General features: G+C 72.7%; 22 protein-coding genes. 12 read left to right on the top strand and 10 right to left on the bottom strand.

Annotation, left to right across the window (positions count from 1 at the left end; translation table 11 throughout):
• The first annotated feature begins 21 nt into the window (after positions 1 to 21).
• Complete coding sequence (locus ACLBYG_RS17205) at positions 22 to 456, top strand: GlcG/HbpS family heme-binding protein (RefSeq protein WP_020093960.1); 435 nt, start codon at positions 22 to 24, stop codon at positions 454 to 456.
• Positions 457 to 510: 54 nt separating this feature from the next.
• On the opposite strand, the gene ACLBYG_RS17210 is transcribed toward ACLBYG_RS17205, so the two are convergent.
• Positions 511 to 1,101: a PAS domain-containing protein gene (locus ACLBYG_RS17210; RefSeq protein WP_056533759.1), complete on the bottom strand. Its 591-nt coding sequence runs from the start codon at positions 1,099 to 1,101 to the stop codon at positions 511 to 513.
• A 471-nt stretch (positions 1,102 to 1,572) separates the two neighbouring features.
• Here ACLBYG_RS17210 and ACLBYG_RS17215 point away from each other — a divergent pair, with 471 nt between their 5' ends.
• From ACLBYG_RS17215 to ACLBYG_RS17225, 3 genes are all read left to right on the top strand, one after another.
• On the top strand, positions 1,573 to 2,859 hold the full coding sequence (locus ACLBYG_RS17215; protein ID WP_042670095.1) for a Zn-dependent hydrolase: 1,287 nt from the start codon (positions 1,573 to 1,575) through the stop codon (positions 2,857 to 2,859).
• A gap of 42 nt (positions 2,860 to 2,901) precedes the next feature.
• Complete coding sequence (locus ACLBYG_RS17220) at positions 2,902 to 3,195, top strand: hypothetical protein (RefSeq protein ID WP_020093957.1); 294 nt, start codon at positions 2,902 to 2,904, stop codon at positions 3,193 to 3,195.
• Positions 3,196 to 3,323: 128 nt separating this feature from the next.
• Positions 3,324 to 3,779, top strand: a complete 456-nt coding sequence (locus tag ACLBYG_RS17225; RefSeq protein ID WP_447682184.1) for an SRPBCC family protein — start codon at positions 3,324 to 3,326, stop codon at positions 3,777 to 3,779.
• Positions 3,780 to 3,829: 50 nt separating this feature from the next.
• Here ACLBYG_RS17225 and ACLBYG_RS17230 read toward each other — a convergent pair whose 3' ends face one another.
• On the bottom strand, positions 3,830 to 4,081 hold the full coding sequence (locus ACLBYG_RS17230) for a hypothetical protein (RefSeq protein ID WP_020093955.1): 252 nt from the start codon (positions 4,079 to 4,081) through the stop codon (positions 3,830 to 3,832).
• Positions 4,082 to 4,233: 152 nt separating this feature from the next.
• On the opposite strand from ACLBYG_RS17230, the gene ACLBYG_RS17235 reads away from it, so the two are divergent.
• The 3 genes from ACLBYG_RS17235 (at position 4,234) to ACLBYG_RS17245 (ending at position 6,241) form a co-directional block, all read left to right on the top strand.
• The gene (locus tag ACLBYG_RS17235; RefSeq protein ID WP_447682185.1) at positions 4,234 to 5,031 is read left to right on the top strand and encodes a spermidine synthase; all 798 of its coding nucleotides are present in this window, start codon (positions 4,234 to 4,236) and stop codon (positions 5,029 to 5,031) included.
• A 98-nt stretch (positions 5,032 to 5,129) separates the two neighbouring features.
• Positions 5,130 to 5,336 (top strand): hypothetical protein, encoded by a 207-nt coding sequence (locus tag ACLBYG_RS17240; protein ID WP_042670101.1) that lies wholly within the window; start codon positions 5,130 to 5,132, stop codon positions 5,334 to 5,336.
• A gap of 485 nt (positions 5,337 to 5,821) precedes the next feature.
• Positions 5,822 to 6,241: a hypothetical protein gene (locus ACLBYG_RS17245; protein WP_244526969.1), complete on the top strand. Its 420-nt coding sequence runs from the start codon at positions 5,822 to 5,824 to the stop codon at positions 6,239 to 6,241.
• Between the two features lie 15 nt (positions 6,242 to 6,256).
• Here ACLBYG_RS17245 and ACLBYG_RS17250 read toward each other — a convergent pair whose 3' ends face one another.
• Both ACLBYG_RS17250 and ACLBYG_RS17255 read right to left on the bottom strand, forming a co-directional pair.
• A complete protein-coding gene (locus ACLBYG_RS17250) occupies positions 6,257 to 6,619 on the bottom strand; it encodes a hypothetical protein (RefSeq protein ID WP_447682186.1) in 363 nt (120 codons plus the stop codon).
• Positions 6,620 to 6,795: 176 nt separating this feature from the next.
• Positions 6,796 to 7,752, bottom strand: a complete 957-nt coding sequence (locus ACLBYG_RS17255) for a LysR family transcriptional regulator (RefSeq protein WP_447682187.1) — start codon at positions 7,750 to 7,752, stop codon at positions 6,796 to 6,798.
• 101 nt (positions 7,753 to 7,853) lie between these two features.
• Between ACLBYG_RS17255 and ACLBYG_RS17260 the strand changes: the two genes are divergently transcribed.
• From ACLBYG_RS17260 to ACLBYG_RS17270, 3 genes are read left to right on the top strand one after another with little or no spacing between them, the layout of a single operon-like run.
• Positions 7,854 to 8,474 (top strand): YceI family protein, encoded by a 621-nt coding sequence (locus ACLBYG_RS17260; protein ID WP_447682188.1) that lies wholly within the window; start codon positions 7,854 to 7,856, stop codon positions 8,472 to 8,474.
• 16 nt (positions 8,475 to 8,490) lie between these two features.
• Complete coding sequence (locus ACLBYG_RS17265) at positions 8,491 to 9,096, top strand: cytochrome b (protein WP_447682189.1); 606 nt, start codon at positions 8,491 to 8,493, stop codon at positions 9,094 to 9,096.
• On the top strand, positions 9,093 to 9,665 hold the full coding sequence (locus ACLBYG_RS17270) for a YceI family protein (protein WP_447682190.1): 573 nt from the start codon (positions 9,093 to 9,095) through the stop codon (positions 9,663 to 9,665). Before ACLBYG_RS17265 ends, ACLBYG_RS17270 begins: the two co-directional genes overlap by 4 nt.
• Before the next feature lie 164 nt (positions 9,666 to 9,829).
• Here ACLBYG_RS17270 and ACLBYG_RS17275 read toward each other — a convergent pair whose 3' ends face one another.
• The 3 genes from ACLBYG_RS17275 to ACLBYG_RS17285 all read right to left on the bottom strand — a co-directional run bounded on the left by ACLBYG_RS17275 (position 9,830) and on the right by ACLBYG_RS17285 (position 14,032).
• Positions 9,830 to 10,408, bottom strand: a complete 579-nt coding sequence (locus ACLBYG_RS17275) for a GNAT family N-acetyltransferase (RefSeq protein ID WP_020093947.1) — start codon at positions 10,406 to 10,408, stop codon at positions 9,830 to 9,832.
• On the bottom strand, positions 10,408 to 12,753 hold the full coding sequence (locus tag ACLBYG_RS17280) for an Orn/Lys/Arg family decarboxylase (protein ID WP_447682191.1): 2,346 nt from the start codon (positions 12,751 to 12,753) through the stop codon (positions 10,408 to 10,410). The genes ACLBYG_RS17275 and ACLBYG_RS17280 overlap by 1 nt, the downstream gene beginning before the upstream one ends.
• A gap of 298 nt (positions 12,754 to 13,051) precedes the next feature.
• Positions 13,052 to 14,032: a hydroxyacid dehydrogenase gene (locus ACLBYG_RS17285; RefSeq protein WP_447682192.1), complete on the bottom strand. Its 981-nt coding sequence runs from the start codon at positions 14,030 to 14,032 to the stop codon at positions 13,052 to 13,054.
• 579 nt (positions 14,033 to 14,611) lie between these two features.
• Here ACLBYG_RS17285 and ACLBYG_RS17290 point away from each other — a divergent pair.
• The gene (locus ACLBYG_RS17290; RefSeq protein WP_447682200.1) at positions 14,612 to 16,741 is read left to right on the top strand and encodes a TonB-dependent receptor; all 2,130 of its coding nucleotides are present in this window, start codon (positions 14,612 to 14,614) and stop codon (positions 16,739 to 16,741) included.
• Positions 16,742 to 16,894: 153 nt separating this feature from the next.
• Positions 16,895 to 17,650: a hypothetical protein gene (locus ACLBYG_RS17295; RefSeq protein WP_447682193.1), complete on the top strand. Its 756-nt coding sequence runs from the start codon at positions 16,895 to 16,897 to the stop codon at positions 17,648 to 17,650.
• A 9-nt stretch (positions 17,651 to 17,659) separates the two neighbouring features.
• Here the strand turns inward: ACLBYG_RS17295 and metB are convergent, their stop codons facing one another.
• The 3 genes from metB to ACLBYG_RS17310 are packed head-to-tail and all read right to left on the bottom strand — an operon-like array spanning position 17,660 to position 20,579.
• Positions 17,660 to 18,820 (bottom strand): cystathionine gamma-synthase, encoded by a 1,161-nt coding sequence (gene metB, locus ACLBYG_RS17300; protein ID WP_447682194.1) that lies wholly within the window; start codon positions 18,818 to 18,820, stop codon positions 17,660 to 17,662.
• Between the two features lie 59 nt (positions 18,821 to 18,879).
• Positions 18,880 to 19,482 (bottom strand): cytochrome b, encoded by a 603-nt coding sequence (locus tag ACLBYG_RS17305; protein ID WP_447682195.1) that lies wholly within the window; start codon positions 19,480 to 19,482, stop codon positions 18,880 to 18,882.
• On the bottom strand, positions 19,479 to 20,579 hold the full coding sequence (locus ACLBYG_RS17310) for a catalase family peroxidase (protein WP_447682196.1): 1,101 nt from the start codon (positions 20,577 to 20,579) through the stop codon (positions 19,479 to 19,481). Before ACLBYG_RS17310 ends, ACLBYG_RS17305 begins: the two co-directional genes overlap by 4 nt.
• Positions 20,580 to 21,207: the final 628 nt, after the last annotated feature.

The raw sequence follows: 21,207 nt of genomic DNA on the forward strand, positions 1-21,207 counted from the left end.
CAACGCGAACGGGAGTGTCCCATGCACGTGACGATCGAGCAGGCCGAGAAGGCGATCGCGGCCGCCCGCGCCAAGGCCGTGGAGCTCGGCACCCAGATGTGCATCGCGGTGGTCGATTCCGGCGGGAACCTCAAGGCGTTCCACCGCATGGACGATGCCTGGGTCGGGTCGATCGACATCGCCCAGAAGAAGGCCAAGACCTCGGTGTTCTTCGGCATGATGACCGGCCAGATCGGCCAGCTGTCGCAGCCGGGCGGGCCGCTCTACGGGATCGAGCACTCCAACGACGGGCTGATCACCTTCCCGGGCGGGATCCCGATCGTCGACGCCGACGGCGTCATGTCGGGCGCCATCGGGGTCAGCGGCTCGACGGTCGAGAACGACCACACCGTCGCGGAGGCCGGCGCCAAGGCCATCGGCCGGACCGAGCTGCCGGCCCATCCCTGGCGGACCTGAGCGGCCGGGGCTCTTCCCGGGAGCTCTTCCCAGGGCCTCTTCCCAGGCGGCGCGTCAGGGGTCGCGCCGCGCCAGCGCGCGGCCGATCCCGTGGAGCAGCATCCCCGAGACCGAGCGGAGATAGGGGTCGCCGTGGCGCTCCAGCGCCGCGTGGATCTGGATGCCGTGGTCGGCCGCGGCGTTCAGGTCCGCCCCGTCGGTGGTGCCGTGCGTGACGCCGTTCATAGGGCTGTTCACGGCTCCGTTCATGGCCCCGGACTGGATCCCGTGCCGGTGGAGGTCCGTGACGTCGATGTAGGCGCCGCGCCCGCGCAGCAGGCCGTCCGAATCGGGCGTCAGGCAGCCGCGGTTGAGGATCCAGCGGATCTCGCCCGCCCCGGTCACGACGCGGAACTCGAGGGAGACCGGGCCGCCGGTCTGGCGGACGTGGCGGATCCGGCCGAACACCCAGTCCCGGTCGGCCGGGTGGATCCGGCCGAGGGCCGCGTCCAGCGGCAGCGGCGTCCCGGCGAGCCCCGGATCCCCCGCCATCAGCGAGGCCGCGCCCGAATCCAGCATCGACCGGCCGGCCCGGACGTCCGTGTCCCAGATCCCGATGAATCCGGCGGCCTGCAGGGCCGAGGCTGTCGTGGAAGCCAGCACCATGGAATCCCCTCCGAACTGGCTACAATCGACGATTGTACGATGGCGGACAGACTGATCCGCAACACATGCTGTCCGCGAGCCCGAAGTCCAGTATCGGCTGCGCGAACGGCTTTTGACACGGCGTCGCGGCCCCCCGCCACCGGGTTGCATTGCGGATGATCAAGACTTCGGTTCCGGACAATCCCGTTCTCGATAATGCAGGGCCGCTCAGGCGCGGCGCAAAGACCGGATTCACAGCGCCGCCGCGCGGACAGTTCGATCACAAATGATCGGTAGACGCCGCGATCCGGCGGGAATCCGCACTTCGGCCCGTGGATCGCTCCACCGTCGGGCGCCATCGGGTGCCATCGGGCGCCGCCGGCCCGCGAAGCCCGTGGCTCGCGCCGGGCCCGCCCTGGTGCGGGTTGCCGCTGCGCCGTAACCTGCACCTTCCGGTAGGAATCCCGCCGGGAGGCCAGCAGCAGAGACGCCATGGACCGCACGGTGAACCGCACCAACCTCCCGCTCTCGCGGGAGCGGCTCTGGGACAGCCTGATGGAGCTCGCCCGGATCGGCGCGCTGCCCAACGGCGGCAACGACCGGCAGGCGCTGACCGACCGCGACGCCGAGGGGCGCGCCCTGTTCCAGCGCTGGGGCGAGGCGGCGGGGCTGACGCTCACCGTGGACCGGGTCGGCACCATGGTCTTCCACCGGCCCGGGCGCGATCCGGGCCGGAAGCCGGTCGCCGTCGGCAGCCACCTCGACACCCAGCCCACCGGGGGCAAGTTCGACGGGCCGCTGGGCGTCCTCGCCGGGCTGGAGATCATGCGCGCCCTGCAGGAGGCCGGGATCGAGACCGAGGCGCCGCTCCTGCTGATCAACTGGTGCAACGAGGAGGGCGCGCGCTTCGCGCCGCCGATGAGCGGCAGCGGCGTCGCCATGGGCATCGTCCCGGAGGCCGACATCCTGGCGACCCGGGACCTCGCGGGCCACGCCTTCGGCGACGAGCTGCGGCGCATCGGCTGGCAGGGGACGGCGGACCCGGCCGCCCTGCGGGAGATCGGCGCCTATTTCGAGCTTCACATCGAGCAGGGCAAGCGCCTGGAGGAGGCCGGGCTCACCGTCGGAGTGGTCGACCGGGCCCTCGCCCAGATCTGGTACGAGATCACCGTGCTGGGCGAGGAGGCCCATGCCGGCAGCCCCATGGCGGGCCGGCGCGACGCGATGATGGCCGCGGCGGCGCTGATCGCGTCGCTCGAGGGCATCGCGGAGGCGGCGGTCGGCGCGGGCGGGGAGCGCGGCCGCGCCACCGTCGGCGTGCTGCGCGCGGAGCCGGCGAGCCGCAACATCACGCCCGGCCGGGTCTGGTTCAGCCTCGACACCCGCCACGGCGACACCGCGCAGCTGGAGGCGATGGGGGCGCGGATCCGGGCCCGGGCCGACGCCCTGGCGGCGGAGCGCGGCGTCACCGTCCAGGTCGCGGAGTTCTGGCGCGCGCCCCCGACCCCGTTCGACCCGGTCTTGGTGGACCGTGTCCAGGCGGCGGCCGAGGCGCGGGGCCATGCCTGGACGCGGATGCCGACCGCGATCTACCACGACGCCGTCTACTGCGCCCGCGCGGTGCCGGCGGCCCTGGTGTTCTGCCCCTGCCACGGCGGGATCAGCCACAACGAGGCCGAGAGCATCACGCCGGCCTGGGCCGGGGCCGGCCTGGAGGTTCTGGCCGACGCCGTGCTGGCGACGGCGGGCCTCGCCGGTCCCCGGACCGGGCCGGAATGAGCCGCGCCGCCGGACGCGCACGAACGGAGACCGGGTTCCCGCATGTCCGACGACAACGTCATCCGCCCCGCCTTCGGCGTCCCCCGCAACCCGGCGCCGGAGCCCGATCCGGCCCAGGCGCCCCTGCGCGTCTTCGGCACGGGGGCCGGCCACCGGGTCGGCCTGATCCACGACCCGTCGGCGGTCGAGGGCGACGTCATCCGCATCGTGGTCGGGCCCGAGGACGAGCCGGGGGTCGAGACCGTGGCGCTGCTCCCCGCCGACGCGGAGGCCGAGGCCGAGCGGATCGGCTTCGCCATCCTGCGGGCGCTGGAGGTGGTCGAGGGCGCGGTCTGAGCCGCGCGCTGGATTCGCCGGCTGAACCGCGGTCTGCGCCGCGGTCTGGACCGCGGAGCGGGCGGTGCGCGTTCTCGGAGAGCGGGAGCGGCCGGCGCGAACGGTCGCCGGATCGCCGGGAGGGACGGATGACGGGCGCTCGGATCAGCAGCACGGAGATCGCGATCCCCGCGCGGGCCGGACTGGTCTGGTCCGTGCTGACGGACCTCGATTCCTACCCGGCCTGGAACCCGTACATCCGCAAGGCCGAGGGCCGCCTGCGCGAGGGCGCGCGCTGGCGCCTGGAGCGGACCCTGAACGGCCGCGCCTACCGGGCGCGCCAGGTGACGGTGACCTGCTGGGAGCCCGGCCGGCGGCTCACGTGGCGCGGCGGCCTCCCAATCCCGCCCCTGCTCGTCGGCGAGCACGAGATCCGGATCACCGAGACCGCCGACGGCGTCCGCCTCGTCCAGGCCGAGACCGTCGCGGGCCTGCTCGCCCCCGGCCTGTTCCCGTGGCTGCGGACGCGCATGCAGGCCCGCTTCACCGCGATGAACGAGGCCCTGCGCGAGGAGGTCGCGCGCCGGCTGGCCGAGAGCGCCTGAGGGCCGGTCTCGGCCGTTCCGGACCACTCCGGCCTGCACCGGGCCGCCGGTCAGGCGACCGGCTTCGGCTTGACGATCGGCGAGCGGGTCAGGCTCTCGATCGCGCGCCCCGGCCGCCCGGCCTTGCGGGCGATCTCCTCCTCCTGCTCGGCGATGAGCTGTCGGGCAGGCTCGTCGCCGTCGAGGCCGCCGAGGATCTCGGCCGGCACGCGCCGGTTCGAGGCCCGGGACCCGTCCGCGAAGACGATATCGAACAGAACGGAGCCCCGCTCCTGCGGTCTCGACTTGATGCGCTTGGCCATAGGTGCTGATACGCCGCCGGAATCGGTCGCGGCAAGGCGCGGTGCCGGGCGGGGGTGCGCGGCGCGCACGGCCGGGCCCGCGCGCCGCCCCGCCCCCGCCGCGATCCCTCCGCCGCCCGCACGACAGGGCGCCGGCAAACGAGGACGCGCGCGTGATACCCTGGGTTCATCTCGATACCGGATCCGTGCCCGGCGGCGGCACCGACCTGCGCCTGATGCGGCGCGGCGACGAGTTCGCCATCATGGCCGATACGATCGAGCTGATGAACAACCGGCGCAGCGGCTCGGAGGTGGCGCTCGCGGCGATGACCTGCGCGCGGCTCCAGGACCGGCCCCGCGCCCGGGTCCTGATCGGCGGCCTCGGCATGGGCTTCACCCTGCGGGCGGCGCTCGAGGGCCTCGGGCCGCAGGCGCAGGTGGTGGTCGCCGAGCTGGTGCCCGCCGTGGTCGCCTGGGCCCGGGGGCCGCTCGCCCACGTCTTCGCCGGCTGCCTGGACGATCCGCGGGTCGACCTGCAGGAGGCCGACGTCAACCGCCTGATCCAGGCCGGACCGGAGCGCTACGACGCGATCCTGCTCGACGTCGACAACGGCCCGGAGGGGCTGATGCGCAAGGCGAACGACCGGCTCTACGACAATTGGGGGCTGAAGCGCGCCCGCTGGGCCCTGCGGCCGGGCGGCATCCTGGGCGTCTGGTCGGGCGCCCCGGACCGGAAGTTCAAGAGCCGCCTGCAGCGCTCCGGCTTCGCGGTCGACGAGCAGCGCGTCCACGCGAGCGGCCGGGGCAGCGGCCCGAAGCACGTGGTCTGGCTCGGGACCCGGACCGAGGGCCGGGTCGAGGGCCGGGTCGAGGGCCCGGGTCAGAGCGACGGGAGGCCGGGCGACGACCGGGTGGCGAGCGGCCCGAGACCGCGCGGACCGGCCCAGGGCCGGCGCCGGCCGGGACGCTAGGGCGGCTTCAGCGCGGGCTGCGGCGGTCCGGAGGACGGGGCTGCCGCGCACGGTCGCACCCCCTGTCCCGGCGCGGGACGCCTCCGCACATTCCCGGCATGGGTGCGACGGGCGGGCATCTCTACACGGTCGAGGTCAGGCCGAGCCGGCATGATCCCGGTCACTTCACCTGGGCGATCCGCGACCGCGGCAAGCTGGTCCGGGGGTCGTACCGCCCGCACACCTCCGAGCACGCGGCGCGCGCCGTCGCGGAAGCCGAGGTCGAGCGCCTGATCGGCCAGGACGGCCGGTCCGGCGGCGCCTAGACCCGCCGCGCGGGACCCGGTTTCAGGTCCGCCCGAAGGGTATCGCGTCCCGTGATCCTGGCCCGCTCGTGGGCCGGCGCGGCGCCATGCGTAGCTCGCATGGGTGTGCGGTCTGACCCGGGTACATATGCATGCCTCCGCGGCGCCCGATCCGTTGCATGCCGCAATGCGGTATCCTATCTTTGCGCTGCGGGATGGCGATGGCGTCGCGATCCCGCTGCCCTTCTTGGGCGTTTCCTCCCTAGACTTCGGGCCGCTCCTTCGGGAGTGGCCTTTTTTCTTTCCGCCGGCCGACCCGCCGCGCGGACCGCGCCCCGACGTCTCGACCGCGCGGAACCCGGAGCTTGGCGGTACGTTTTTCCGCCATGGAACACTATCGCTCCACACTTGGGACGACTGCCGTTGCCGTATTCGGGCTGGTGGCGGCCGCGCATATTCTGCATCCGGGCAATTACGAGGTGCAGACGCGTCCCGCGCGTCCTGCCGTGACGGACGCCGCGCCGGTCTCGAAGCCGGCCGCCGCACCGGTCACGCGGAGCGCCTGGGTCGACCCGCCGGCCAAGCTCGCCGCGCCGGAGACCACGGGTGCCCTGGCAGCCGCCCCGGCGCCGCGGGTCGCGGCGACGGTCCCGGACACTGCGATGCCGGCTGCCCCGCTCCCCGCCGAGATGGCGCGCCCGGCCGGGCCGCCGCGCAGGACCGCGGCGCACCGCGCGAAGGGGACGGAGCGCGGCGTCCACCGGGCGGCCCGCCTCCGCCACGCCGCCCTCGTCCGCACCGCCGAATCCGACCGGCCGACCGTCACCGCCGCGGCGCCGCAGCCCGCGCCGGCGGCCGCACCGTCGCAGAAGATCGATCCCATCGGCGACATCATCCGCGGTCTCGGGTTCGGCCGCGACGGCTGAAGGGCTCCCGAAGGCCTACTCGACGTGGAGGGTGAGCTTCATCTTCGGATGAATGCCGCACTGGATGACGAAATCGCCCGGCTCGGCCAGGGTCAATCGCGTCTCGGTGCCGGGCTCCTGAGTGCCGGCGTCGAACGAGAACCGGTCCGCCTCGATGAAGGCGTGGTGGGTCAGGCGCGCGTCGCCGTTGCGCAGGGCGACGGTGTCGCCGCGGCGCAGGTACAGGTCGGTCGGCATGTACCGGCCCGCCTTCTGCAGCACGATCCGCGTCGTGGCCGGCAGCGAGGCCCGGGCCGTCCCGAGACCGATGGTTGTCCCGATCAGCGCCAGGATCCCGGCGAACACGAGGGCGCGCAGGCACCGGCTGCGGAGGGACATGACCGAGATCCAGACGTGACGCGCTGCGGGCCGGACCCTCGGGGCCCTGGCCGTGCGGCCGAGCTTGCCGCCGCGTCGCAGCATGCGCGCAGCCTCTCAACCGGGCGCTACGATATCCGGTAAAAATTTATCGAGTTGGGCCGCTGTAGAGCGCATATACAGATAAAGAAATCTATTTATCTGTATTCGCCGTCTGATCCTGCGCTGTCGCGGGGGCATCCACGCGAGGCCAGGACGGTCCGGACATGCTCGCGGAAGACCTGGACGCGGGCCGGCAGCTCGCGCCCGGCCAGGGTGACGGCGCGCAAGGTGCTGCTGCGGGTCGCCCAGGGCCCGAGCACGCGCACGATCTGCCCGGCCTCCACGGCCCGGGCGGCCACGAGGCTCGGGAGATGGCCGATCCCGGCGCCCGCGAGGGTGAGGCGGAGCGCGGTCGCGAAGTCGCTGACCCGGATCGCCGGGCTCAGCGAGAGCGGCTCCGTGCGGCCCTGCCCGTCGGAGAGGGTGAGCCCGGCCGTGCCGATCCGTTCCCGGGCGAGGATCAGGTCGTGGTCGCGCAGGCCCGCGAGGTCTGCCGGGGCCGGGCGGCGCTCCAGGTAGGCGGGGGCGGCGTAGAGGGCGAGCGCCAGGGTCGCGAGGACCATCGCGCGGTAGCCGGTCTCCTCCGCGCCGCCCAGCCGCAGGGCGAGGTCGATCCGGTTGGCCGCGAGGTCGAGGCGCGCGTCGGTGTTAAGCATCTCCACGGTGATCTGCGGGTAGGCGGCCCGGAAGCTCGCGACGATCTCGGGCATCACCTCGATCCCGAAATCGATCGAGGTCGTGATCCGCAGGTGCCCGGCCGGCACCGTGCGGGCGTCGCGGGCGGTCTCGGTCGCCTCGTCGAGGAGCGTCAGGCTCTCCTGGGCCTTGGCGTAGAAGGCGAGGCCCTCGGCGGTCGGCGAGACCGCCCGGGAGGTCCGGGCCATCAGCCGGACGCCCAGAGCCCGCTCCAAGCGGGAGATCCGACGGCTGACGCTGCCCTTGGTCTCCTGCAGCGTCGCGGCCGCGGCCGTCACCGTGCCGAGATCCACGACGGCGCAGAAGGCCCGCACGTCGTCGAGCCCGCCCCGGAAGGTTTCCGTTCTCGCAACCATGGGGTTCCGGATAGCAGGCTCAACCGGTGCCGTGAACGGGTCTACACGGCGGCTGCGGCGCAGCGAATCGCGCTCGGCCGTCTGCTCTGCAGGAGACACCCTTGAAGTCGATTCTCGCCTCCGGCCTGCTGGCCCTGCTGGTCGCCGCCCCGGTCGCCACCCCCGCGCTGGCCCAGACCCCACCGACCCGCGACCCGGCGCAGATCCAGGCCGGCACCTACGCGGTCGATCCCGGCCACACCCAGGTCGGCTGGCGCGTCTCCCACATGGGCTTCTCGAACTACGCCGGCGGCTTCTCGGACGTGTCCGGCACGCTGGAGCTGCAGCCGAAGAGCCCGGCCGCCGCCAAGCTCTCGGTGAAGATCCCGGTCGCCTCGGTGACGACGACCAGCGCCAAGCTCACCGACGAGCTCAAGGGCGACCAGTGGCTCGACGCCGCCAAGTTCCCCGACATGACCTTCGTGTCCACCAAGGTCGTGCCGGCCGGCAAGGACCACGCGAAGGTGACGGGCGAACTGACGCTCCACGGCGTGACCAAGCCGGTGACCCTCGACGTCACCCTGGTCGGCGCCGGCGTGAACCCGCTGAGCAAGAAGTACACGGTCGGCTTCGAGGCCACCGGCACGCTCAAGCGCTCCGAGTTCGGGGTGAAGACCTACGTGCCGCTGATCGGCGACGAACTGCACCTCACCATCGCGGGCGCCTTCGAGAAGCAGGACTGACCTGGGAGGATCCGCCATGGCGCGAGGGGTTTCCGCGCGGCGGTACTCCGCCGTGGCGATCCTGCTGCACTGGGCGAGCGCGCTGGGCGTGCTCGTCCTGATCGGCCTCGGCCTGACGATGACGCACGCGGCCCTGGCGCCGCTGCGCCAGTTCCAGCTCTACCAGTGGCACAAGTCGGTCGGGATCACCGTGCTGGCACTGACGGCCCTGCGGGTCCTCTGGCGCCTGACCCACCGGCCGCCGCCGCACCCGGCCGGGATGCCGGCGCGGGAGCGCCGGGCGGCCGCGGCGGCCCATCACCTGCTGTACCTGCTGCTCGTCGGCCTGCCCCTGACCGGCTGGGCCGTGGTCTCGCTGTCGCCGTTCAACATCCCGACGGTGCTGTACGGGATCGTGCCCTGGCCGCACATGCCGCTGGCGGCCCTCGTCCCCGACCCGGGCGCCGCCGAGGCCGTCCTGAAGCGGGTCCACGCCCTGGGGGCGTGGTTCCTGGCGGCCCTGCTCGCCGTCCACGTGGCGGCGGCCCTGCGCCACCACCTCCTCCTGCGCGACGACGTGCTGCGCCGCATGCTGCCGGGGCGTCGGTGGTTACCCACCCCGACCGTGGAGCCGACCCGATGAACGCGCGTCACCTCTGCCTGCTGGCGGCTCTCCAGGCCGTCACCCTGCCGGCCGCCGCCGCCGATTGGGCGGTGGATCCGGCCAGGAGCGCGATCCGGTTCTCCGGCGTGCAGGTCGGCGTCCCGTTCACCGGGCGGTTCGAGCGGTTCAAGGCCGACATCGATTTCGACCCCGCCAAGCCCGAGACGGGGCACGCGCTCGTGTTGGTCGACCTCGCCAGCGCGCGGACCGGGGACGTCCAGCGCGACGAGGCCCTTCCGCAGAAGGACTGGTTCGACATCAAGGCGGGAAGCGAGGCGCGCTTCGAGGCGACCCGCTTCGTCGACAAGGGGCAGGGCGACTACGCGGCGGTCGGGACGCTGACGATCCGCGGCACGAGCCGGCCCGTGACGCTGCCGTTCCACCTGACCCTCGAGGGCGGCGCGGCGCACGCCGCGGGGCGCGTCGGCCTGGTCCGCACCGAGTTCGGCGTCGGGCAGGGGGCCTGGGCCTCGGGCCAGTGGGTGGCGCTCGAGGTCGGCGTCGAGGTCGACCTCGTCGCCACGCCGAACCCGGAGGCCGGCCACTGAGGTTGGCTCGGGTCGGATCCTTCGGACGTCACGCGCTCCGTCATCGCGAGCGCAGCGAAGCGACCCAGGGCAGCGCGCCCTCCGTGAGCGTGGCGCGACTGGATCGCTTCGCTGCGCTCGCGATGACGGCGGCCGGGCGTCGGAGGCCGCCCGGTCCCGGCCCGCTACCCCGGCCGGTCCTCCGACCCGGTCCCCAGCGCCCGCTGGACCATGACGCTGTCCGACCAGTGGCCGTACTTGAAGCCCACCGCCCGCAGGTAGCCGACCCGCTCGAACCCGCAGGCCTCGTGGAGCCGCAGGGAGGCCGCGTTCTCGGCGTCGATGTAGCCGATCATCTGGCGGTAGCCGCCCGCCGCGCAGGCCTCGATCAGGGCCGGCAGCAGCCGCCGGCCGATCCCCGCGTGCAGGTGGTCGGGATGCACGTAGATCGAGTGCTTGAGGGTGTAGCGGTAGGCCGGCCGCTTCCGGAACGGCACCGCGTAGGCGTAGCCCGCCACCGCGCCGTCCCGGTCGGCCACGAGGTGCGGCAGGCGCTTCTTGCGCATGGTCTTGCGCCGCCGCTTCAGGTCGTCGGGGAGCAGCCGGTCCTCCTCGGCGACGCTGACATCGGTCACGCCCTTGCCGATATGGTGCTCGTAGATCGCCACCATCGCCTCGACATCGGCGTCCGAGGAGGCGCGGATGACGATGTCGGGGCAGGACCGGGCCGGGAGCAGGCCGGGCGTCTCGGCCTCGATCTCCATCAGGCGCCCTCCCGCGCCACGTAGGTGTGGAAGCGGATCCGCCCGCCCGGGTCGACCTCGCGGTAGACGCCCTGGATCTCGGCCTCGAAGCCCGGGAACAGGTTGGCCGAGGCCTCGAACATCTTGAAATAGTCGAGCATGGGCTTGGCCCGGTCGTCCAAGCGCTCGCCGGGCAGCACCGTGCCGATGCCCGGGGGATAGACCAGCATCAGCGTGGTGGCGATCCGCCCCTCGGCCTCGGCGATCGGCACGTAGTCGACCTTGTTGCGGGTCAGTAGCTGGGCGGCGCGCTTGGGCGGCATCACCATCTCGGGCAGGTGCTCGGGGGCGAATTGCCGCCGCTGCAGCGTCGAGGTGCCGGCCTCCCGGTGGAAGGCGTGGAACTCGCCGCAGAGGTCGCGCAGGCGCACGCCCCGGTAGCGGTTCGGCCGGCGGTTGACGAATTCCGGCATGGCCTCCTCCAGCGGGACGTTGTCGTCGTGGAGCCGCTTGAAGGCGACGAGGCCCGAGATCAGCGTGCCGGCCTTGGAGGATTCCACCCCCGGGGTCAGCAGGAAGAGCAGCGAGTTCAGGTCGTTCTTCTCGGCGACGATCCGGTTCTCACGCAGGTATTGCGCCACGATCGGCGCCGGCACGCCGTGCTGGGCGTAGGCCCCCGTGTGCCGGTCGAAGCCGGGGGTCAGCACGGTGAGCTTGTTCGGGTCGGTGATGGCGTAGCCCGGCGCCACGTGGGTGAAGCCGTGCCAGCGCGCGCCCGGCTTCAGCTCCCAGTGGCGCGGCGTCGCGGCGAGCTCGTCCGTCGGCACGCTCTCCCACGGCACCTCCGCGCCGTCGACGTTCACCGTCACGTCCGGCACGAAGGGGTCGAAGAACCAGCGCCGCGCGGGATCGCGCTCGTTCTCCTCGAACTCGCGCCGGATCGCCCGGACCTTCTTGCGCCACTCGATCCCGAGCCGGATCGTGTCGTCCCACAGGATCATGCCCGAGCGGCCCTTCATCATCTGGGCGCCGACGTCGAGGGAGGCGAAGAGCGGGTAGAAGGGCGAGGTCGAGGCGTGGACGAGGAAGCTCTCGTTGAGCCGCTTGTGCTCGACCCGCCGGGTCTGGCCGCGGATGTGGCCGTCGCGGGTGTGGATCTGCGAGGCCTGGGAGAAGCTCGCGAGCTGCTTGTGGGTCGATTGCGTGGCGACGATGCCGGGCGAGGTCTCGTCGAGGCCGGTCAGCCCCATGGCGAAGCGCCTTGCGTAGAGCGGGTGGAACTTCATGAAGCCCGCCCAGGCCTCGTCGAACAGGATGTAGTCGCAGAGGTGGCCGATCTTCTCCAGGATCTCCTGGGCGTCGTAGATCGTGCCGTCGTAGGTGCACTGCTCGATCACCGCGACGCGGAACGGCCGCTCCCGGCGCCACGCCTCCGGGTCGGTCACCAGCGGGTTGCGGCGGATCTTCTCCCGGATCCGGGTCTCGTCCAGGGCCTCGTGGAAGATCGGCCCGATCAGGCCGTAGGCGTTGCGGTCGGTCTCCAGGAAGATCGGGATGCCGCCGCCCAGGAACAGGGCGCCGTGATGGGCCGCCTTGTGGTTGTTGCGGTCGAACAGGACGAGGTCGTCCTCGGCCACCAGGGAGGACAGGACGATCTTGTTGGAGGCCGAGGTGCCGTTGAGGACGAAGTAGGTCTTCTCCGCCCCGAAGATCTTGGCGGCCTCCTTCTGGGCCTTGAGCGCCGGGCCCTCGTGGGTCAGCAGGTCGCCGAGATCGAGGACCGAGTTGTCGAGGTCGTCGCGGAAGATCGCCTCGCCGAGGTGCTCCACGAAGATCCGGCCGATCGGCGACCGGTTGTAGAAGATGCCGCCGTTGTGGCCCGGGCAGGTCCAGAGCTGGTTGCCCTTCTCGGCGTAGTCGACGAGCGCGCCGAAGAACGGGGTCTTGAGGGTCTCGGCGTACTGCGTGACCCGGCTGACGAGGCCGCGGGCGATGAATTCCGGCGTCTCCTCGGCGAGGAAGATGTAGCCGTCGATGAAGTCGAGGAGCTCGACCGGGATGTCCTCCAGCCGCTTGCGGCGGACCATGATGACGATCGGCATCTCCAGGCCGCGCCGGCGCATCATGTCGATGAGGGCGGCGGCCTTGCCGTCGAGGCCGCGCTTGCCCCAGTCGACCACGAGGCAGCCGACCGCGGCGTCGGTCTGGACCGCGATGGCCGCATCCTCGACGCGCCGGGCGCGCACCACCTCGAATCCGCGCTGCTCCACGGCCGCCACGATCTGGTTGACGCGCGCGCCCTCGAGATCGTCCGGGTCGAAGGCCGGGGCGCACATCAGGACCGTGAAGCGACGGTGGAAGTCCATGGAGCCCTCTCTGGCCTCGGATGCAGCGGGTGGCTTTCCGGCCCGTCTGCGACGATTGCATGACACGGCGCGCGGCGGGCGGTCGCGGTCCGGACGAAACACCGTGAACCGGGCCGGCCACGACCGCCGCGCCGTCAGGATCGGCCGCGGGTCCCGCTCCCGTGCGGGAGAGGGACAGGGTGAGGGGTGAGACCTCACCGGATGAGGCTCCCCCTCGAATCGCGTCGATCGGGTGCTTGATCCCGAAGCCTCTCGTCCCTCACCCCAACCCTCTCCCGCACGGGGAGAGGGGGGACCATCACACCCCGCGGCGCCGCTCCCAAACGGCCGGGTTGACCAGCCCGCCCGGCCGCCGGCCGGCGAGGACGTCGACCACGCGGGTCGCGGCGGTCTCGGCGGTGCGGATCAGGGCCGCCCCGGTGGAGCCGCCGACATGGGGTGTCAGGATCGCCCGGGGCTGGCGGGCCAGCGGGTGGTCGACCGGCAGCGGCTCCTGGGCGAAGACGTCGAGCCCGGCGCCCGCGATCGTGCCCGCCTCCAGCGCCTCCACCAGGGCCGCCTCGTCGATCAGGCCGCCGCGGCTGGTGTTGATCAGGAAGGCGTCCCGCTTCATCCGCGCGAGCTGGTCCCGGCCGATCAGGCCGCGGGTGCCCGCGGTCAGCGGCACGTGCAGGGAGACGATGTCGGATTCCGCCAGCAGCGCGTCGACCGAGGCGGCCCGCAGGGCGCCGGCATTGGCGAAGTCCGCGTCCGGGCGGCTCGGGCCGTAGGCCAGCACCCGCAGGCCCAGGGCGGCGCCGAGCCGGGCGGTCGCCTGCCCGATCGCCCCGAAGCCGACGAGGCCCAGCGTCAGGCCGGCGAGCTCGATCAGCCGGGCGGTGAACTTGAAGCTGTCGTCGCCGGCCCGGACCGAGCGGTCGGCCCCCGGCAGGGCCTTGGCCAGGGCGAAGATCAGCGCCAGCGTCTGCTCGGCCACCGAGACGGCGTTGGCGCCGGGCGTGTTCACCACCACGATCCCGGCCCCGGTCGCCTCGGCCGTGGCGACGTGGTCGGTGCCGGTGCCGTGCACCCCGATCACCCGCAGGGCCGGCGCCGCCGCGATGGCGCGGGCCGGGAAGCCGGTGTTGCGGGTGATGACGGCGACGCAGTCGGCGACCTCGCGCGCCAGCGTCTCGGGATCGGTCCCGCTCGCCGGGCGCGGCTCCAGGCCGGCCGCGCGCAACCGGTCGAGGCCCGCCGCGTGGATCGGCTGGACGATGAGGCACGGACCGGTGATCACGGGAGAAGACCTCTGCACAAGAGGAAGGGTGACAGGCACGTTTCGCGCCGGGCCCGTCTAGGCGGGGTGGGCAACCCTGGCAACCGGGCGCCCCGATCGCGGCGCCGCGGCCGCCGGTCGGCGCTCCCGCGGGCCCGTCGGGATCCGGTGGTCGCGCGGTCGAACGCCCCGGCGACCCGACCGGCCGCGCACGATCCACGGGAAATCGCGGCTGGGTCCGGCCTCGGCGGCCTCGTCCGGACCGATGATCCCGGCCGTGCGCCTCGGCCGAGCTGCGGCCCGGCCCTCCGTGAAATCGCCGCCCCGATCGCGCGAAGATGGTCGCGTCATTGATAAACACGACGTCCTGAAATGCATCTATGTATATACGACAATAAATATCGATGATGTTCGATCAGCGCTGCGATCGCACTGTAGAGTTGTAATTACTCCAAATGTATTTTTGACACATGTAGGGATATTTGCTGCCTTGCTCCGTGATTCGGAGCTTTCGTCACGACAATGCGGTCCCACGACTTCTCAGTACCTGTTTCCGCGCGGAACCGGCGCCGGTGGCGCGCGGCCCGGCCGGTTCTCCCGCTGGCCGTCCTGCTGGGCTTCGTCGGGTCCGGGCTGCACGCCGCCCGCGCGGAGGAGGCCGGGGCCGGCCGGGAGGTCCAGCTCGACGAGCTCTCGGTCGAGGGCGCGGCCGCGCCGCGCGGCCCGGTCCCGGCCTATGCCGGTGGTCAGGTGGCGCGGGGCGGGCGCCTCGGCCTTCTGGGCGATACCGAGACCCAGAAGGCGCCCCTCAGCATCGCCAGCTACACCGACACGCTCATTCGGGACCGGCAGGCGCGGACGGTGTCCGAGACCCTGGTCCTCGACCCGTCGGTGCGCGCCACGCAGACCACGGGGGCGCCGTTCGACTCCTTCTCCATCCGGGGCTTCCCGTCCAACGAGAACACCAGCGGCGAGGTCGCCTTCGACGGGCTCTACGGCATCGCCCCGAGCTTCCGCATCTTCACCGACTACGTGGAGCGCATCGAGGTCCTGAAGGGCCCGTCCGCCGCCCTCACGGGGGTGTCGCCGAACGGCGCGGTCGGCGGCGTGGTCAACATCGTCCCCAAGCGCGCCGGCGCGGACCTCACTCGCGTCACGCTGGATTACGGCTCGTCCGCCTGGGGCGGCAGCCAGGTCGACGTCGCCCGCCGCTGGGGGTCGGGCCGGGAATGGGGCGCCCGCGTTGTCGGCAGCCTGCACGGCGGCGCCACGCCCTTCGACCGCCAGACCGAGACGACCGGCGTCGGGGCCCTGGCCCTCGACTACCAGGGTGACCGGTTCCGCGCGTGGCTCTACCTGCTGGCGCAGACCGACCGCTTCAACGCGCCGCTGCGCCCGTTCCTCCTGCGGGCCGGCGTGCCCGTGCCGCGGGCGCCCGACGGCCGCTTGAACCTGACCCAGCCCTGGGAATACTCAAACGTCGACGATCGCGGCGGCCTGCTGCGCACCGAGTACGACCTGACCGATCAAGTCACGCTGTTCGCGGATGTCGGCGGCGGGCAGACCGGCGTGGAGCGCTACTTCCAGTCGGCGCCGACGATCCTCAACGGCCGCGGCGACACGACCAGCACGCCGCAATTCTACGCGCTGGGCGTCGACCGGCTCACCTACGACGGTGGCGTCCGGGCCCGGTTCGAGACCGGCTTCATCCGGCACGCCCTGACAGTGCAGGGCTCCGTGTACGACGAGGCGACGGCACGGCGGTTCTCGCCCGGCCGGGGCGCCTACCTGTCGAACCTCTACGCGCCGGCCCTCGTCCCGTACATCGCGCCGATCTACGGCGTCGGCCGGCCCCGCCTGTCCGACAGCACCCTGTCGGGGATCGCGGTGGCCGACACGCTGTCGGCCCTCGACGAGCGCGTCCTGCTGACGCTGGGCGTGCGCCGCCAGCGCGTGGAGGCGCACAACTACGTGTCGAATGTCGGCACGCTGGCCTCGTCCTACGACAAGAGCGCCACGACCCCGATGGTCGGCCTCGTGGTGCGACCCTGGGACTCGGTCTCGCTCTACGGCAACTATATTGAGGGCCTGAGCCGCGGCGACGTGGCCCCGGCGGTGGCGACCAATTCCGGCACGATCCTGGAGCCCTACGTGGCCCGACAGGTCGAGGCGGGCGTGAAGCTCGATCTCGGCCGGTTCGGCGCCACGCTCGGCGCCTTCCGGATCACGAAGCCCGCGGGCGAGCTCGGCCCGCAGGGGCGCTTCGCGGCGACCGCCGAGCAGCGCGTCGGCGGGCTCGAGCTGAGCCTGTTCGGCGAGATCACCCCGCAGGTGCGGGTGGTCGGCGGCGTGACCCTGCTCGACGGACGCCTCGTCAGGACGGCGCTCGCCGCCAATCGCGGGAACCGGCCGATCGGCGTGCCGGAGGTCCAGGCGAGCCTGGGGGCCGAGTGGGATCTGCCCGGGTTGCCCGGCCTGACGCTCAACGGCGCGGTCATCTATACCGGGCGGCAGTTCGTCGACCTCGCGAACACCCAGGCCCTGCCGGACTGGGCCCGCCTCGACCTCGGCCTGCGCTACACGACGCGCGTCGCCGAGCGGCCGACGACCTTCAGAGCCAGCGTCCTCAACGTGACTGACACGCGGTACTGGACCGGGGTCGCCTCGTTCGGCACCTTCTTCCAGGGCGCGCCGCGCACCTACCTCCTGTCGATGGCGGTGGATCTCTGAGCCGGACCGGTGCGGCCGCGCCGGGCCTGTCGAGCGGCGCGATGTTTCACGGGAAACATTTTCTTAACCCTGAGCGGCGACCGCGCGGGACCGGCAAGCTGTTGCACCGGCGCCGTCGCGGCGCCGCGCCGGTCGGGTTACCACCGGTCCGGCATGACGACATCGAGCTGGCGTACCCTCCGCAACGTGCAGGCCCGGAAACGGCTGGAGAAGGCCCTGCCGGCGATCTTCCCGGCGCCGGTCCTGCAGCACGCCCTCGCGCGGCCCCTGATCCCGCCGACGCCGCGGCTCGCCGTCGAGAGCTACTGGCGCAACCACATCCTCCGCGCCGACCGGCTCGCCCGGGCGCTGGCGGCGCGCTCCGGCACGCCGGAGGGCTGGGCCTGGCAGATCGGGGCCGAGGGGCGGGCCGGGAGCTTCCGCACGCCGCCCGCGCCGTTCCGCGATCCGGCCTTCGCCCGCGGGCGGGGCGCCTGCTGCATCTGCGGCCAGCCGGTCTACCGGTTCGGCTGGCACCGGGATCTCTGGGCGCGCGGCGTGCCCAACACCAATGCCGGCTGGCACGCGGCCTGTGTCGCGGCCTGGAAGTTCTGGATCGCGCCCCACGTCCAGGTCCGGGCGCTGAAGCTCCGCCAGCGCCACCGCTGCACCACCACCGGCAAGCGCCTGCTGAAGACCGCCGAGGTCGACCACCTGCTGCCGCTCTACCGGGTCTGGCGCGAGCACCGCGACGCGCCCTGGCCGGAGCTCCTCGGCTACTGGGGCGCGCCGAACCTGCAGGTGGTCAACCGCGCCGCCCATCTCGACAAGTGCCGCGACGAGGCGGCCGAGCGCTCCCGGACCGTGCAGCGCGCCCGTTTCCGGGTGGTCGAGGACGAGTCCGGGTTCAGCGTGGTCGAGGAGGAGTGACCGGCCTGGTCAGCCGTCCAGGGCCCGGAAGGCCCGCGACAGGTCGGCCAGCAGGTCGGCCTCCGCCTCCAGGCCGACCGACAGTCGCAGCAGCCCGTCGGTGATGCCCGCGATGGCGCGGGCTTCCGGGTCCATCGCCGCGTGCGTCATGGTCGGCGGATGGGCGATCAGGCTCTCGACGCCGCCGAGCGACTCGGCCAGCGTGAACACCCGCAGGGCCTCCACGAAGGTCGTCACCGCGTCGCGGCCGCCGGCCAGCTCGAAGCTCAGCATCGCCCCGAAGCCCGCCTGCTGGGCCTTGGCCAGGGCGTGCCCCGGATGCGTCGGCAGGCCCGGATAGTGCACCCGGGCCACCGCCGGATGGGCGTCGAGGAAGGTCGCCAGGGCCGCGGCGTTGCGCTGCTGCTGCTCCACCCGGACGAACAGGGTGCGCAGGCCCCGGAGCGTCAGGTAGGCGTCGAGGGGCGAGCCGGTGACGCCGATCGTGTTCGCCCAGGCGGCGAGGTCCTCGCCCATCGCCTTGTCGGCGGCGATCACGGCCCCGCCGATGACGTCGGAATGGCCGTTCAGGAACTTGGTGGTGGAGTGGACGACGAGATCCGCCCCGAGGGCGATCGGCTGCTGCAGGGCGGGCGACAGGAAGGTGTTGTCCACCACCGCCAGCGCGCCGGCCGCCTTCGCGTCCGCGGTGATCCGCCGGACATCGACCACGCGCATCAGCGGGTTGCTCGGGGTCTCGATCAGCACGACCTTCGGTCCCTGGGCCAGGGCCGCCGCCAGCGCGTCCGGATCGGTCTGGTCGACGAAGGCGACGCGGTAATGGCCCCGCTCCGCGCGGAAGCTGAGCAGGCGGTGCGTTCCGCCGTAGCAATCGTGCGGCGCGACCAGGAGATCGCCGGGCCGCAGGCTCGACAGGGCGAGGTCGAGGGCCGCCATGCCGCTCGCCACCAGGACGGCACGGGCGCCGCCCTCGAGCTTGGCGATCGTGTCGGCCAGCGCGTCCCGGGTCGGGTTGCCCAGGCGCGAGTAATCGTAGGGGCCGGGCTGCTCGAAGGCCGGGAACTTGAAGGTTGTCGACAGGTGGATCGGCGCGATCACCGCACCGAAGGCCGCGTCCTGGGCCACGCCGTTGGCCGCCGCGACGGTACGCGCCGCTAATCCCTCTGACATCGCCTCGTCCTCCACGCAGAGATCGCCCGCCCCGTTCGACCGAGGCGGGCGAGCGTTCTTTATGGAGAACGGATCAGACTTTCAAGAGAACGAGAGGGTCGTTTCGGCGCCTCGGTGGTCCTCGCCGGCGTCGACCGCAAGGGCGCCATGCTGGCGAAGACACCGTCCCGGCGGATCAGCGCGTGCAGCAGCGCCGCCGCCAGATGCGCGAGGATCAGGGCGAACAGCCCGTAGGCCAGCGCGGTGTGGAGCCGGCGCAGGGCCGCGTACAGCATCGGGTCCTGCGGCAGGATCGGCGGCAGGACCACCGAACCGGCGAGGATGACGGGGTAGCGCGCCGCCGACAGCATCGCCCAGCCGATCAGCGGCATGGTCAGCATCAGGCCGTAGAGCAGGATGTGCGAGGCGTGGGCCGCGCGCTTCTGCCAGCCCGGAAGATCGGCCGGCAGGGGCGGCGGGGCGCTGCGCCAGCGATAGGCGAGTCGGAGCCCGGCGAGGACCAGGATCAGGATCCCGAGCGGCCGGTGCAGGGCCACGAGGGCTCCGTACTCGGCGAGCGACGCCACCATGGCGACGCCGATCAGCAGCATGGCCAGGATCAGCGCCGCCATGGTCCAGTGGAGCAGGCGGGCGGGCCGGTCGAAGCGGTCGGGCTCGGTCACAGGGCGGCTCCGTGGATCGCGGCGCCGGTGACGGCGCTCGGGGTCTTGGCCTCGCCGGACCGGCGGGTGACGGATCGCGCGTAGGCCGCCGACCGGGCGCTCAGCAGCGGGTCGTCGCTCGGCGCGATGCCGTCCGGCAGCACCAGCGGATCGAAGTTGATGTCGCGGCAGGTGGCGGCGGCCTCCGGCGTCGCCGCTGTGAGGGTCAGGGTCCCGACATCCACCGTCTCGCGGTCGGCGGGCCAGGGCCGCGTCGCGTCGGCGGTCGGGTCGCCGGCCTGGCCGAGCGTGACGATCAGGTGCCAGTGCCGCGGGCCCTGCGCGAGCTGCGCGGCGAGCGCGTCGAACAGGGCGTTCGTGTCGCCCGGCGCGGCCTCGACCGCCGGTCCCGGGTCGGGGACGAGGGCCCAGCGCACCGGCCGGGCGGCGCCGTCCGCGGCGACGAACCGGAAGGCGTTCAGGCTCCAGTAGGTGCTGTCGGCGAAGCCCGCGGTCACGGTCCGCGCCTTGATCAGCGCGTCGGCCTTCGCGCTCTCCGGATGGTCCGCGAAGAAGGCCTTCAGGCGCTCCGGATCCGGCTTGCCGGTGGCCGGATCGGGCTCGGTCGCGAGGAGCTGCGCGTAGAAGGCCTCGGGTGTGCGCACCGGAAAGACCGGGATGTTGTTCATGCCGGTGCGCCACTCTTCGCCGTCCGGCAGCCGGAAGCGCAGGGCGAGGCTGCGCACGGTGGCGGCGGCGTCGGCCGCGTAGGGCTGGCCGCCGGCCAGCGCCACCCGCCCCTCGACCGGCGTCACGCGTCCCGCCGCGAACACGCCCGCCTTCGAGAGGCGCGCGCCCGCGCCCTTGCCCGTGAAGCGGCCCGCGACGCACATCCCCTTGGCGTGGTTGCGCCGGAAGCCGGGATGCGGTCCGTTCACCTGCTCGAACCGGTCGATGATCCGGGCCGGCGTGAGCTGGCCGGGCGAGAGCCAGCCGCCGGCATACGCGAAGGTGCCGGCGGTCCCGGCCAGGGCCGCGCCGATGGCGGAGACGCGCAGGAGCAGGGCGGTCCCGGTCATGCCGGGGGACGCACCCGTGAGATCATGCAGCAGCGTCATCGAGTCCCTCAGGATCAACCGCGATCACGCCTCTTCGCGCACCCGCCGCGATGGTTTCAGGCGGTGTGGGTCGTGCGCAGCGCCGGGGGGAGCACCCGCGTCGACCGGCGGGGGTGCAGCCCGTCGAGCGGGCCGGCCGCGATCCGCGAGCCGTGCGTCCCGGTCGGGGCCGCCCCGCGCTCGGCCCCTTGCGCAAGGCGGTTCGGGCCCTTAGATCCGCCTCACCGGTTACGACGGCACGCCGTCCGCCGGAACTTCCTCAGCATTACCGGCCAGCACCGATCCTTCCGGATCGCGACGCTGTCGGGCGCGAGCGCAGGCTCGACCCGGACCGGGTGCGTGAGGGAGCGTCCATCGTCCAGCGCCGCACCGAAGGGCCTCCGGGCCGTTCCGCGTCGCGCCCTGTCGACGGAGGCACCGAGATCCGGTTCGGCCGGTTCGGTTCCGTCGCCGGGGAAAAGGGTGGTTGACAGGAAAGTCCGGGGCAGCTTATACGGCGCCTCCCGACGCGGTCCGGAAGAAAAACGGGGCGGGTTGGACGGAATTGCCGAGATTTAGAAAAGTAGATTTGGCGAAAGCCGAGGTACTTGACTTCTTCTCAACCGGTAATTACGAGAGTGATTACTGA

This window comes from Methylobacterium sp. D53M (genome assembly GCF_053345625.1).

Excerpts from the sequence above, each read along its gene's own strand:
- ACLBYG_RS17205 (WP_020093960.1), top strand. The coding sequence starts at position 22 with ATGCACGTGACGATCGAGCAGGCCGAGAAGGCGATCGCGGCCGCCCGC.
- ACLBYG_RS17210 (WP_056533759.1), bottom strand. The coding sequence starts at position 1,101 with ATGGTGCTGGCTTCCACGACAGCCTCGGCCCTGCAGGCCGCCGGATTC.
- ACLBYG_RS17215 (WP_042670095.1), top strand. The coding sequence starts at position 1,573 with ATGGACCGCACGGTGAACCGCACCAACCTCCCGCTCTCGCGGGAGCGG.
- ACLBYG_RS17220 (WP_020093957.1), top strand. The coding sequence starts at position 2,902 with ATGTCCGACGACAACGTCATCCGCCCCGCCTTCGGCGTCCCCCGCAAC.
- ACLBYG_RS17225 (WP_447682184.1), top strand. The coding sequence starts at position 3,324 with ATGACGGGCGCTCGGATCAGCAGCACGGAGATCGCGATCCCCGCGCGG.
- ACLBYG_RS17230 (WP_020093955.1), bottom strand. The coding sequence starts at position 4,081 with ATGGCCAAGCGCATCAAGTCGAGACCGCAGGAGCGGGGCTCCGTTCTG.
- ACLBYG_RS17240 (WP_042670101.1), top strand. The coding sequence starts at position 5,130 with ATGGGTGCGACGGGCGGGCATCTCTACACGGTCGAGGTCAGGCCGAGC.
- ACLBYG_RS17250 (WP_447682186.1), bottom strand. The coding sequence starts at position 6,619 with ATGTCCCTCCGCAGCCGGTGCCTGCGCGCCCTCGTGTTCGCCGGGATC.
- ACLBYG_RS17255 (WP_447682187.1), bottom strand. The coding sequence starts at position 7,752 with ATGGTTGCGAGAACGGAAACCTTCCGGGGCGGGCTCGACGACGTGCGG.
- ACLBYG_RS17265 (WP_447682189.1), top strand. The coding sequence starts at position 8,491 with ATGGCGCGAGGGGTTTCCGCGCGGCGGTACTCCGCCGTGGCGATCCTG.
- ACLBYG_RS17270 (WP_447682190.1), top strand. The coding sequence starts at position 9,093 with ATGAACGCGCGTCACCTCTGCCTGCTGGCGGCTCTCCAGGCCGTCACC.
- ACLBYG_RS17275 (WP_020093947.1), bottom strand. The coding sequence starts at position 10,408 with ATGGAGATCGAGGCCGAGACGCCCGGCCTGCTCCCGGCCCGGTCCTGC.
- ACLBYG_RS17280 (WP_447682191.1), bottom strand. The coding sequence starts at position 12,753 with ATGGACTTCCACCGTCGCTTCACGGTCCTGATGTGCGCCCCGGCCTTC.
- ACLBYG_RS17295 (WP_447682193.1), top strand. The coding sequence starts at position 16,895 with ATGACGACATCGAGCTGGCGTACCCTCCGCAACGTGCAGGCCCGGAAA.
- metB (WP_447682194.1), bottom strand. The coding sequence starts at position 18,820 with ATGTCAGAGGGATTAGCGGCGCGTACCGTCGCGGCGGCCAACGGCGTG.
- ACLBYG_RS17310 (WP_447682196.1), bottom strand. The coding sequence starts at position 20,579 with ATGACGCTGCTGCATGATCTCACGGGTGCGTCCCCCGGCATGACCGGG.